This is a genomic window from Paraburkholderia sp. C35 (genome assembly GCF_003121405.1).
Classification (GTDB): Bacteria; Pseudomonadota; Gammaproteobacteria; order Burkholderiales; family Burkholderiaceae; genus Paraburkholderia.
The window spans coordinates 41103-53350 of record NZ_QBUY01000026.1; the positions used below are offsets into that span (position 1 = coordinate 41103).

The following is a 12248-nucleotide window of genomic DNA, read 5'->3' on the forward strand; positions in this document are numbered from 1 at the left end:
CCACCGGATGCGGGGTTGAGCGAGGACATCGCGACTGACATTTTAGAGATAGAAGCAAGTATCGGACCCTTTAATCGCATCCGAAAAGGCGCAAATGACTGCTTCTATTTCCGAAAAAATCTTACCGTCGATTGCAGAATCATGCCGGAGCGGAAGAATCCTAAGCGTTCGGTGGCAAACCCGCAGATGAGGTACGATGCTATTAAATGTGCAATTTCGATAGCACACCGGGAACTTGGAAGCCCCTACGGCTTCTAAGTATTAGCACTCGGTAGATGAGAGTGCTAACATCCATCGTGGTCTGGCTTTGCCGGACTTTTGTCTGAATAAAGGAGTTTGCTACGTGAGCAACACATTGACCCTTCCGAGTACTCTGAGCCCGTCGTCGGCTAAGGCCGCTCCGGCAGGTGCACTGGCGCTCTCGCATGCTTCTCTTCTGCCCGGCCAGCTGGGCAATATCGACGCCTACATCCAGGCCGTGAACCGGATTCCGATGCTGACGCCGGCAGAAGAGCGCCAGTACGCCACTGAGTTCCGCGAGCAGAACAACCTCGATTCGGCGCGCAAGCTCGTCCTGTCGCACCTGCGGCTGGTCGTGTCGATTGCGCGTAACTATCTGGGTTATGGACTGCCGCACGCCGATCTGATCCAGGAAGGCAACATTGGCCTGATGAAGGCCGTGAAGCGCTTCGACCCTGAGCAGAACGTGCGTCTCGTTTCGTACGCGATGCACTGGATCAAGGCCGAGATCCACGAGTACATCCTGCGCAACTGGCGCATGGTGAAAGTGGCGACGACCAAGGCGCAACGCAAGCTGTTCTTCAACCTGCGCAGCCACAAGCAAGGGTTGCAGTCGTTCACGCCGGACGAGATCGACGGCCTGGCGAAAGAGCTGAACGTGAAGCGCGAAGAAGTGGCCGAAATGGAAACGCGTCTGTCGGGCGGCGATATCGCGCTCGAAGGCCAGGTCGAGGACGGTGAAGAAGCGTTCGCGCCGATCGCCTATCTGGCCGATTCGCACAGCGAACCGACGGCCGTGCTGGCCGCGCGTCAGCGCGACAAGCTGCAAAGCGACGGTATCGCAAGCGCGCTGGAATCGCTCGATCCGCGCAGCCGCCGCATCATCGAAGCGCGCTGGCTGCAGGTCGAAGACGACGGCTCGGGCGGCTCGACGCTGCACGAACTGGCTGACGAGTTCGGCGTATCGGCTGAACGTATCCGCCAGATCGAAGCAAGCGCGATGAAGAAGATGCGCACCGCGCTCGCCCAGTACGCGTAATCATAGAGAAGCAGCGGGCGCGCCGGACATCGGCGTAACCCGTTTCTGACAGAACCCTGCTCTTCGCAAGAAGGCAGGGTTTTTTATTGCGCGTCGTCAAATATTGCGTCGATTCGAGTCAACGTCGAGACATTGGCTTGACCTCACGCAAGACAAGACTTATTAGTGATAGAGCCAAGCCGCCCTCGCGACACGATGACGCGGGGCCGCCCGTCGGACCATTCCTACAATGGTCATGCACGCGCCAGTGTGGCCGCTTATGCGCATTGGATCCTGCCGGGACAACCGGCGCGATGTCGTTGCCGATCGAACATGGCCATCACGCTCAACCAGAGGAAGGCTTCACGCCGCACGCTCGCCAGCCGGATCGTGGCGTGGGCGCGTGGCCCGACCTTCGCGCGCGATATCGCGATCGTGCTCGCGATCAAATTTGCCCTTCTGTTCGCGCTCAAGTTCGCGTTCTTCAATCATCCACAGGCGCAGAACATGTCGCTGCCGCCTGCGCAGGTGACTCAGGCACTGCTTTCAGTGCCGATGTCCGCTCCACCGCCGCCTTCGACCCGAGGTGACAGTCATGCCCGCTAGCGACGTCGTCGATCTCTCGCGCCTGCAGTTCGCCGTCACGGCGCTCTATCACTTCCTGTTCGTGCCGCTGACGCTCGGCCTGTCCTGGCTGCTCGTCATTATGGAAAGCGTCTACGTGATGACGGGCAAGCCGATCTACAAGGACATGACGCAGTTCTGGGGCAAGCTGTTCGGCATCAACTTCGCGATGGGCGTGACCACCGGCCTCACGCTCGAATTCCAGTTCGGCACCAACTGGTCGTACTACTCGCACTACGTCGGCGATATTTTCGGCGTGCCGCTGGCTGTAGAAGGGCTGATGGCGTTCTTTCTCGAATCGACCTTCGTCGGGTTGTTCTTCTTCGGCTGGAACCGGCTGTCGCGCGTCCAGCATCTCGGCGTCACGTTCCTCGTGGCGCTCGGTTCGAACCTGTCGGCGCTGTGGATTCTCATTGCGAACGGCTGGATGAACAATCCCGTCGGCGCCGAGTTCAACTACGAAACCATGCGCATGGAGCTGTCGAGCCTGTTCGCCGTGATCTTCAACCCGGTCGCGCAGGTGAAGTTCGTGCATACGGTGTCGGCGGGTTATGTGACGGCGTCGATGTTCGTGCGGGGGCTTTCTTCCTGGTATCTGCTCAAGCGTCGCGATATCGACTTCGCGCTGCGCTCGTTCGCGGTCGCGTCCGGTTTCGGGCGTGCGGCCACTTTATGCGTGATCGTGCTCGGCGACGAATCGGGTTACACCACGGGTGAAGTCCAGCAGATGAAGCTCGCCGCCATCGAATCCGAATGGGAAACCGCGCCGCCGCCCGCGCCGTTCACGATTGTCGGCATTCCGAACCAGCAGGAAGAACGCACCGATTACGCGTTGCGCGTGCCGTACGCGCTCGGCATCATCGCGACGCGTTCGCTCGACGAACCCGTGATCGGTCTGAAAGAACTGATGGCGCGCAACGAGACGCGTATCCGCAACGGCATGCTCGCATACGACGCGCTGCAAAAGATCAAGCAGGGTGACGCCAGCGACGCCACGCACGCCGCCTTCGACCAGCACAAAAAAGACCTCGGCTACGGCCTGATGCTCAAGCAGTTCACGCCGAACGTCACCGACGCCACCGCCGAGCAGATCAAACAGGCGGCCAAGAAAACCGTGCCGCCCGTGCTGCCCGTGTTCTGGTCGTTCCGGTTGATGGTCGGTCTCGGCATCCTGTTCCTCGTGACCTTTGTGCTGGCGTTCTTCTTCTGCGCGCAACGCTCACTCTTGCGCCGCAGCCGACGCTGGTTCCTGCGCTGGGCCGTGTGGGCGATTCCGCTGCCGTGGCTCGCGGCGGAATTCGGCTGGATCGTCGCGGAACTCGGGCGGCAACCATGGACGATCGCGGGCATCCTGCCGACTTCGCTCTCAGCCTCCAGCCTGAAGGCTGGCGATGTGTATCTGAGTCTCGCGGGCTTCGTGGTGTTCTACACGGCGCTCTTCATCATCGAAATCACGCTGATGTTTAAGTACGCGCGGCTCGGGCCATCGTCGCTGCATACGGGCCGCTATTACCACGAGCGGACCGCAAAGCCGACAGTCGGCGCGAACACGGCCGCGTAACCGGTCACACGACGTCAAAGGACATGACGCTATGGACTACCCAACTCTCAAACTGATCTGGTGGGTGCTCGTCGGCGTGCTGCTGATCGGCTTCGCGCTCACCGATGGCTTCGACATGGGCGCGGCGATCCTGCTGCCGTTCATCGGCAAGACCGACTCGGAGCGGCGCATCGTCGTGAATACGGTCGGCGCGACGTGGGAAGGCAACCAGGTATGGCTCATCACGGCCGGCGGCGCGATGTTCGCTGCGTGGCCGCTGGTGTACGCGGCGTCGTTTTCGGGCTTCTATTTCGCGATGCTGCTCGTGCTGTTCTCGCTGTTCTTCCGCCCGGTCGGCTTCGACTATCGCGGCAAGCGCGACGATCCGCGCTGGCGCACCGCGTGGGACTGGGCGCTGTTCGTCGGCGGCTTTGTGCCGGCGCTGGTATTCGGCGTCGCGTTCGGCAATCTGCTGCAAGGCGTGCCGTTCCAGTTCGATCAGGATCTGCGCGTCACCTATGAGGGCAGCTTCTGGGCGCTGCTCAATCCGTTCGCGCTGCTGTGCGGTCTGGTAAGCGTGTCGATGCTGGCTGCGCACGGCGCGGCATTCGTGAAGATGAAATCGGACGGCATCGTGGCGCGGCGCGCTTCCGTGGCGTTGCGCATCGCGTCGCTCGCTGCCGTCGCGCTGTTTCTGATCGCGGGCGTGCTGGTCGCGACGCTGATCGGCGGCTATCAGATCAGCGAGCCGGCGCCGCTCGATACCGTCGCCAATCCGCTGCTGAAAAACGTGATCGGCGCGCCAGGTCTGTGGCTGACCAACTACGCGATGTATCCGTGGATGATTGCAGCACCCGTCGTCGGTGTCGTGGGCGGCGTGCTCGCGCTGGTGCTGGCCAGTTCGCGCTTCGAGCGCTGCGCGTTTCTGTCGACGGCGCTGATGGTGATCGGCGTGATCCTGACAGCGGGCTTTTCGATGTTTCCGTTCATCATGCCGTCGTCGCTCGATGGCCGCAGCAGCCTCACCGTATGGGATTCGACCTCGAGCCAGATGACGCTGCAGATCATGCTGATCGCGGTGATCATCTTCCTGCCCATCGTGCTGATTTACACGAGCTGGGTGTATCGCGTGATGCGCGGCAAGGTGACCGCCGAAGCAATCGAGCAAAACCATCATTCGATGTACTGACCCAACCGACTCAAGCGCGCAACAGGGAGCGAACCATGTGGTACTTCAGCTGGATTCTCGGTATCGGGCTTGCGCTCGCGTTCGGCATCATCAACGTGATGTGGCTCGAGGCGAATAACGGCGTCGATCCCGACGCTCATGGAGCGGGCGAGGATAAGCGGTAAACGCAAAACGGCGCCCCGCGGGGCGCCGTCTTTTCATGGCCGCTGATTCAGGCCACGACGAACCTCATCAGGCGGTAGCCGTCAGACGCGTCGACAGTTGCTGCGCATAGCGCGGCGCATTTTCGCCGACAACGATGTGGAACGTATCCGTCGACACCCACGCGACGCTCAGCGTGTCGAGACGTTGACGGTCCACCGCCGACGGATCGCGCACGACGATACGCAGACGCGTTGCCGCGACGGCTTCCAGTGCCACGACGTTGGTCGCGCCGCCGAACACCGCGAGCCAGCGCAGCGGATCCGGATCGAGCGGACCGTTGCCGGTCGCAGCGACAGGTGCAGCCGGGGCTGTAGCAGCCGGTTTGGCCGAAGCAACAGGCGCAGCCGCAACCGCACTGCCACTCGCAATCGCCGTGCGGATTTCATCGGCGATGATGTCCGCTTCCGGTCCAATGATCACCTGCACATTGCCGCCGCCGCGCTTCAGCACGCCACGCGCGCCAATCGACTTCAGCGTGTTTTCCGACACCTTCTCCGCATCGACCACCGACAGACGCAGACGCGTCGTGCAGGCATCGACCACCGACAGATTCGCCGCACCGCCAAGCGCGGCGATATAACGCTGCGCACGCGTGCCCGCTGCCGACGCCACACCACCGACAGGCGCGACAAAACCATCCGACGAGAACGATTCGTTGGCCACTTCAGGCGTTTCCTGCTCGCGGCCCGGCGTTGCCATGTTGAACTTGCGGATGAAGAAGCGGAACAGACCGTAGTACACGACGGCGTACACGAGACCGATCAGGATCGCTTCCCAGCCCTTCGTCGACAGGCCGTAGTTCAGCACATAGTCGATCGCACCCGCCGAGAACGTGAAGCCGAGCTTGATGCCGAGCGCCGTACAGATGGCCAGCGACAGACCCGTCAGCACAGCGTGGATCGCGTACAGCACCGGTGCGAGGAACATGAAGCTGAATTCGATCGGCTCAGTCACGCCCGTCAGGAACGACGTCAGCGCCATCGAGAACAGCAGGCCGAAGATCATCGCGCGACGATCCTTCGGTGCTTCGTGATACATCGCCAGACACGCTGCGGGCAGACCGAACATCATGACCGGGAAGAAGCCCGTCATGAAGGTGCCTGCCGTCGGATCGCCTGCGAAGAAGCGGTGCAGGTCGCCCGTGACAGCCGCGCCGCCCGGCGGCGTGAACGAGCCGAACACGAACCATGCGAGCGAGTTCAGGATGTGGTGCAGACCCGTCACCAGCAGCAGACGGTTCAGCAGACCGAACACGAATGCGCCGATTGCGCCCGCCGACGTCAGCCAGTGACCGGCTGCATCGATGGCGCCCTGAACGGGGCCCCACGCGTAGCCGAACACGATGCCTAACACCAGACACGCGAGCCCCGTGACAATCGGCACGAAGCGCTTGCCACCGAAGAACGCGAGGTAATCGGGCAGCTTGATGTCCTTGTACCTGTTGTACAGCATGCCCGCGACGATACCGGCGATGATCCCCGACAGCACGCCCATGTTGAGCTTGTCGTTGATGTCTTTCATCACGGCGACTTCGATCAGGTAACCGATCGCGCCCGCCAGCGCCGCCACGCCGTTATTGTCCTTCGCGAAGCCGACAGCGACGCCGATCGCGAAAAGGAGCGGCAGGTTGTCGAAGATCGCGCCGCCCGCGTCGGCGATCATCTTGATGTTGAACACATCGGGCTGACCGAGGCGCAGCAGAAGGCCGGCGCCGGGCAAGACCGCGATCGGCAGCATCAGCGCGCGGCCAAGGCTTTGAATCTTCAGAAACGGATTTCCATCCATTGATACCTCCACTCCTTTGTCTCGTGTAGTTACGTAATTGCTTTACATGCTGGTTGAAATGTCGAGCTGACGAGTTGTGTCCGCGGACCGGATACGCCTGTGAAGCGCTCAGTCCTGCGGCCACACCTCACGGCTCAGGGCTCTTACCGCTTGTGCCGATTCGAGCGCCAGAGCATCCTGGGCACGCTGACGGCACAGCTGATAATCGAGTTTGCGCACGCGCGCCTTGATGCCCGGCACGGAGACGGGATCGACCGACAGTTCCGTCACGCCGAGGCCGACGAGCAGCGGTGCCGCGAGCGGGTCGCCGGCGAGCGCGCCGCATACGCCGACCCACTTGCCGTGCTTTTCCGCGCCTTGCACGGCGACTTCGATCAGCCGCAGCACGGCCGGGTGCAGGCCGTCAGCCTGAGCGGCGAGATCGGGCTGGCAGCGGTCCATCGCGAGCGTGTATTGCGTGAGATCGTTGGTGCCGATCGACAGGAAATCCGCGTGCTTCGACAGCTGATCGGCGAGCAGCGCCGCCGACGGCACTTCGATCATCACGCCGACTTCGATCTTTTCCGAGCGGCCCGCTTCGGCAGCGAGTTCGTCGATGCGCTTGCGCAGACGCACGAGTTCACCTACATCGGTGACCATCGGCAACAGGATGCGCACCTTGCCGAGCGGCTGAACCGCGAGCAGGCCGCGCAACTGGTCTTCGAGCAGATCCGGGCGCACTTGCGCGAGACGGATGCCGCGCAGGCCGAGCGCCGGGTTCGGTTCCGGCGGCAGCGTCAGATAATCGACTTCCTTGTCCGCGCCGACATCGAGCGTGCGGATGATGGCCGTGCGGCCTTGCAGCGCTTCGACGATCGCCTGATAGCTCTGGCGATGCTCGTCGACGGTCGGCGCCGCCTGGCGGTGAATGAACAGCAGTTCCGTACGCAGCAGACCCACAGCGTCTGCGCCGTTTTCGACGGCGGTGGTCGCGTCTTCGAGCGTCGCGATGTTCGCGGCGACTTCTATCGCGCGGCCATCGCTGGTCGCTGCAGCTTGCTGCGACGTGCGGCGGTTCGCTTCGCGCACGCCTGCCAGACGCTGACGTTCGTTGCGTGCGCGTTCGACATCGAGCGCGCTCGGCGCATATTCCAGACGTCCCGCCGATGCATCGACGACAACCTGCGTGCCGTCCGCGATCTTGAGCAACGCATCGCCCATTGCGACCAGTGCAGGAATGCCCGCCTGACGTGCGATGATCGCCGCATGCGAGGTCGCGCCGCCGCGTGCCATCAAGAGTGCCGTGACGCGCTTGCGATCCAGCGTCGATAGATCCGACGGCGTGAATTCGTCGGCGCTCAGCACGGCCTCATCGGGCAGCGAGCGCGATGCCGCGTTCGAATAACCGAGTGCGCGCAGCACGCGCTTTTCCAGATCGCGCAAATCAGCGGCACGTTCGGCGAGCAATGCGTCATCGACCTTCGACAGCACGCCGATCTGCGCGCGAATCGCTTCGCGCCACGCGAAGCCTGCGCTCTTGCCGAGGCTGATCAGATCGCGCGCGGCGTCGAGCAGCGTCGGGTCTTCGAGCAGCACGCGATGCACCGCGAAAATGCCTGCTTCGCCATGTGCGCCACGTTGCGATGCGTCGTGAACGGTGGCATTCAGTTCGGCGTCGACAGCGGCGATGGCCTTGTCGAGCGCGCGGCTTTCAGCAGCCGACGTGTTGGTCGTCGTCTCAGGCGGATCGATGTCGGCGTCATCCCAGCGACCCAGCGTGCCGACAGCGATGCCGGGCGCTGCGCACACGCCTGCGAGCGTGTTCGGCGCGAGCGCTTCGCTACCCGTCGACGGCGCAACCGTGACAGGTGCCGGCGACATCTGACGCGCCGGCTTTTCTTCCACTTCGCCATGCGCTTCACGCGTCAGTTCGTGCACGACAGCTTCGACGGCGGCCGCAGCCTGCGCACCGATACCAACGACTTCCACCGTCGCGCCCTGCCCCGCACCCAGCCCAAGCAAACCGACAACGCTTTCGATCGCCGCCTTTTTGCCTTCGTAACGCACTTCGACACGCGCATCGAGACCGCGCGCCGCTTCACGCGCACGCGCTGCCGGACGCGCATGCAAACCACCTGCATGTTCGAGCACGACAGTCTGACGCGCTTCCTCGCTGACGCTCGACGCTTCGCGCGACGCTGCTAATGCCGCACCATCGCGCACGCGCAGCGTGAGAAGAGGCGACTGGCCAGCCGTGAGCTTGCCGCTTTCCGCACGCTCGACGATTTCGAACGCATCGGAATTGGCAATCGCGATCACCGACCCGAGACTCGGCGCCTGGCGCGCGACGGCATCCTGATCGAACTCGATCAGCACGTCGCCTGTGCGCACCTTCGCGCCTTGTTCGATCATCGGCGCGAAACCCTTGCCGTTTAGCTCGACCGTGTCGATACCGATATGCAGCAGGATTTCAGCGCCTTCTTCCGTCGTGATCGTGACAGCGTGGCCGGTACGCGCCAGATGCATCACGACGCCGTCGCACGGTGCGACGAGCTTGCCTTCCAGCGGATCGATGCCGATACCGTCGCCGAACATGCCGCCCGAGAACACCGGGTCGGGCACCTTCGCGAGCGGGACGACGGGGCCCGTCATCGGCGCGAGCAGGACAATATGGCCTTCGGAATGGCTCTTCAAACGGGACTCCTCGACACGTCGCATCTGAATATCTCGATCAGTGAGTTTCGGTGACTTTCATCAGATGGCGCGGCGCATCAGGATTGCGTCCGCGGGCGGCGGCAAGGCCGGCAGCCATCACGTAGAAAGAAAGGATTGCGGCAATCGGATCGAGCGCGGCATGCGCCGTCGATACGAGCGGCAAGGTGGCTTCGGGCACGTCAGCGGGATCGGCAGCGAGCAGCACGCGTGCGCCGCGCGCCTGCATATCGCGCGCGAGTTGCAACAGGCCCGCCTGTTCCGGTCCGCGCGGTGCGAACACGAGCAGCGGATAGTCGCGGTCGATCAGTTCCATCGGACCGTGACGCACTTCGGCGCTCGAAAACGCTTCGGCCTGAATGCCCGAGGTTTCCTTGAGTTTCAGCGCGGCTTCCTGCGCAATCGCGAGGCCGAGACCACGGCCGATCACGATCATGCGTTCGGCGTCGCGCAGTTCTTCCACTGCCTTCGACCAGTCGAGCGCACCTGCACGCTTGAGCGCTTCCGGCAGCGACTTCAGGCCGTCGAGCAACGCTTCATCCTTCTGCCAGTGCGCGACGAGTTGCGCGGACACGGACAGCATCGCGATATAGCTCTTGGTTGCAGCAACGCTCAGTTCAGGACCGGCGAGCAGCGGCAGATAGAACTCGCACGCTTCTTCGAGCGGCGAGCCGGGCACGTTGACGGCAGCGACGGTGAGCGCGCCCGCTTCACGCAGCGCCTGCATCGTGCCGACCAGATCGGGGCTTTTGCCCGATTGCGAAAAACCCAGCGCAAGCTGATTGCGCACCTGCAGCGGCGCCTGTTGCAGCGTCGCGACCGACATCGGCAGCGAAGCAACGGGCAAGCCGACGCGGCTCATCGTCAGCGACGCGAAGTAGCTCGCCGCGTGATCCGAACTGCCGCGCGCCACCGTCAGCGCGACGTGACGCGGTTCCTGTGCGAGACGGGCCGCGAGCGCTTCGACGCGCGAGGTATCGTTGAGTTGCGCGGCGACCACGTCAGCGGACGCCAGCGCCTCTTTAAGCATATTCGACAATCGATTCTCCTTCGACGTAAGTCGCCGTCAACGCCAGTTCGCGATCGAACACGACGATGTCGGCCCACGCGCCGCGCGCGAGACGGCCGCGGTCTTCGAGGCCGAGATAGTCGGCGGCATAACGGGACATACGGTTTGACACGTCGGCCATCGGCAGGCCGAGCGATACGAGGTTGCGCAGCGCCTGATCCATCGTCAGCGTGCTGCCTGCGAGCGTGCCGTCGGCAAGGCGTACGCCACCGAGGCACTTCGTCACGTGCTGGCTGCCGAGGCGGTATTCGCCATCGGGCATGCCTGTCGCCGACGTGCTGTCCGTCACCACATAGAGACGCGGGATCGCGCGCATCGCGGCGCGGATCGCGCCCGGATGCACGTGCAGCAGGTCGGGAATGATTTCCGCGTATTCGGCGTGCGCGAGCGCCGCGCCGACCATCCCGGGATTGCGGTGATGCAGCGGCGACATCGCGTTGAACAGGTGCGTGAAGCTGCGCGCGCCGTGCTTCATCGCGGCGACGGCGTCGTCGTAGGTGCCGAGCGAATGGCCCAGTTGCACCCGCACGCCGCGCGCGTTGATCTCGGAGATGATCTCCATGTGGCCGGAGATTTCCGGCGCAATGGTGACCACGCGGATCGGCGCGATCGACAGATACTTCAGCACTTCGTCGAGCACGGCGGAAACAGCCGCGTCAGGCTGCGCGCCGAGCTTGCCGGGATTGATGTACGGACCTTCGAGATGCACGCCGAGCACACGCGCGCCGCCCGGCACGCGGTTCTTCGCGACATCGCCGAGTCCTGCGACCACGGCCATCAGTTCTTCGCGCGGCGCCGTCATCGTGGTGGCGAGCAGGCTCGTGGTGCCGAAGCGTGCATGCGTGCGCGTGATCGCCTCGATCGCGTTGCCCGCTTCCATCACGTCAGCGCCGCCGCCGCCGTGCACGTGCAGATCGATGAAGCCGGGCAGGATGTACGGTGCGTCGTTGGTCGACGGATCGACGGCATTGCCCGTGATGGCCGTGACGCGGCCGTTTGCGGATTCGATCGTGCCGTGGATCCAGCCTTCGGGGGTGAGTATGTTTCCGGTCAGCATGAGTCTCTCTGATGTTGCGTTATGCGTGCGTGACTGATTCGCGCTGGCTCACAGGCGCAGCTCAGCGACGAAGTCGTAGTAATCGTCCCGGCAATAGGTGTCCGTGAGTTCGATCGCGCGCTGATCGGCGCTGTAGCCCACGCGCGTGATCAGCAGCAGCGCGCTGCCCTGTTCGAGGTCCATCAGCGAAGCGATGTCGCCCGAGGCGTTGACGGCGCGAAAGTGCTGCAGCGCGCGCACGACGGGCAGGCCGCGTTGTTCGAGATAACTGTAGAGGGAGCCGCCGATCGACTGCGGATCGGGCACGATCGACACGGGCAGCGACGAGTGCTCGACGGCCATCACGATGCCGTCGGCGCGGCGCAGACGGCGCAGGCTCGCCACCGAGGCACCCGGCGACAGGCCGAGATGCACGATTTCGTCGCGAGTCGCGCTGCGCAGCTCGCGTTCGAGCCACACCGAATCGGGGCGGAAGCCGCGCTGCTCCATCTTCTTCGTGAAGCCGGTGAGACGCGACAGCGGATCTTCGACGCGCGGCGTGATGAAGCTGCCCGCGCCGCGCGCGCGCCGGATCAAACCCTGCTCGACCAGCAGCGCGATCGCCTTGCGTGCGGTGATGCGCGACACACCGATCGCGTCGGACAGCGTGCGCTCCGAAGGCAGCGCCTCACCCGCCGACCACACGCCGCAATGGATCGCCGTCGCCAGATTGCGGGCGAGCTGCAGGTACAGCGGTGTGACGTTGTGAACGTCAGGTGTCAGTGCGGACCAACGGGTTTCCATTTGGCTCGGTCGGGATCGTGGGGAAATCTGACGATGTTGGACTACGAA

At 63.5% G+C, this 12248-nt stretch carries 10 protein-coding genes; 5 read left to right on the forward strand and 5 right to left on the reverse strand.

Annotated features, from left to right (window positions below):
• The first annotated feature begins 343 nt into the window (after positions 1–343).
• From rpoH to cydX, 5 genes are all read left to right on the forward strand, one after another.
• Positions 344–1279, forward strand: coding sequence for an RNA polymerase sigma factor RpoH (gene rpoH / locus DK391_RS17950; protein WP_109479319.1), 936 nt, complete (start codon positions 344–346; stop codon positions 1277–1279).
• A gap of 312 nt (positions 1280–1591) precedes the next feature.
• On the forward strand, positions 1592–1864 hold the full coding sequence (gene cydP / locus DK391_RS17955) for a cytochrome oxidase putative small subunit CydP (RefSeq protein WP_109479320.1): 273 nt from the start codon (positions 1592–1594) through the stop codon (positions 1862–1864).
• Positions 1854–3443, forward strand: coding sequence for a cytochrome ubiquinol oxidase subunit I (locus DK391_RS17960; RefSeq protein WP_109479321.1), 1590 nt, complete (start codon positions 1854–1856; stop codon positions 3441–3443). Before cydP ends, DK391_RS17960 begins: the two co-directional genes overlap by 11 nt.
• 31 nt (positions 3444–3474) lie before the next feature.
• Positions 3475–4611: a cytochrome d ubiquinol oxidase subunit II gene (gene cydB, locus DK391_RS17965; protein ID WP_109479322.1), complete on the forward strand. Its 1137-nt coding sequence runs from the start codon at positions 3475–3477 to the stop codon at positions 4609–4611.
• A 35-nt stretch (positions 4612–4646) separates the two neighbouring features.
• Positions 4647–4775, forward strand: a complete 129-nt coding sequence (gene cydX, locus DK391_RS17970; protein ID WP_109479323.1) for a cytochrome bd-I oxidase subunit CydX — start codon at positions 4647–4649, stop codon at positions 4773–4775.
• Positions 4776–4842: 67 nt separating this feature from the next.
• Here cydX and nagE read toward each other — a convergent pair whose 3' ends face one another.
• The 5 genes from nagE to DK391_RS17995 form a co-directional block, all read right to left on the reverse strand.
• Complete coding sequence (gene nagE / locus DK391_RS17975; protein WP_109479324.1) at positions 4843–6600, reverse strand: N-acetylglucosamine-specific PTS transporter subunit IIBC; 1758 nt, start codon at positions 6598–6600, stop codon at positions 4843–4845.
• A 108-nt stretch (positions 6601–6708) separates the two neighbouring features.
• The gene (ptsP, locus tag DK391_RS17980; RefSeq protein WP_109479325.1) at positions 6709–9297 is read right to left on the reverse strand and encodes a phosphoenolpyruvate--protein phosphotransferase; all 2589 of its coding nucleotides are present in this window, start codon (positions 9295–9297) and stop codon (positions 6709–6711) included.
• A 13-nt stretch (positions 9298–9310) separates the two neighbouring features.
• Complete coding sequence (locus DK391_RS17985; protein WP_109479326.1) at positions 9311–10321, reverse strand: SIS domain-containing protein; 1011 nt, start codon at positions 10319–10321, stop codon at positions 9311–9313.
• Positions 10314–11417 (reverse strand): N-acetylglucosamine-6-phosphate deacetylase, encoded by a 1104-nt coding sequence (nagA, locus tag DK391_RS17990; RefSeq protein ID WP_109479327.1) that lies wholly within the window; start codon positions 11415–11417, stop codon positions 10314–10316. Before nagA ends, DK391_RS17985 begins: the two co-directional genes overlap by 8 nt.
• 48 nt (positions 11418–11465) lie before the next feature.
• Positions 11466–12200: a GntR family transcriptional regulator gene (locus DK391_RS17995; protein ID WP_109479328.1), complete on the reverse strand. Its 735-nt coding sequence runs from the start codon at positions 12198–12200 to the stop codon at positions 11466–11468.
• Positions 12201–12248 lie beyond the last annotated feature (48 nt).